The 340-nt window shown below is 71.8% G+C and carries 1 protein-coding gene; it reads right to left on the reverse strand.

Going from position 1 to position 340, the window contains the following annotated elements; all coding sequences use genetic code 11:
- Positions 1–340: hypothetical protein (locus ABT369_RS32700; protein ID WP_350617778.1), on the reverse strand; the 340-nt coding region annotated here is incomplete at both ends.

Raw genomic sequence — 340 nt, forward strand, 5'->3', positions numbered from 1 at the left:
AGGTGCGGTTGGCCGCCGCCGTGGGGGGTGACGTGGGACCAGCCGGGGTGCCCCTGGATCGGGCGGCCGGTGTGGGTGAGGTTGGCGTTGATGTCGAAGCGTTCGAAGTGGCCGGCGTTGGTGAGGTTGTCGACCTGGAAGCCGCCGCCGGCGTGGGGGTTGGCCTGGAAGCCGGCGGGGACTTCGAGGTGCGGTTGGCCGCCGCCGTGGGGGGTGACGTGGGACCAGCCGGGGTGCCCCTGGATCGGGCGGCCGGTGTGGGTGAGGTTGGCGTTGATGTCGAAGCGTTCGAAGTGGCCGGCGTTGGTGAGGTTGTCGACCTGGAAGCCGCCCGCGTGCG

Origin of the sequence: Dactylosporangium sp. NPDC000244 (assembly GCF_040300725.1) — a bacterium.
Lineage (GTDB): Bacteria > Actinomycetota > Actinomycetes > Mycobacteriales > Micromonosporaceae > Dactylosporangium.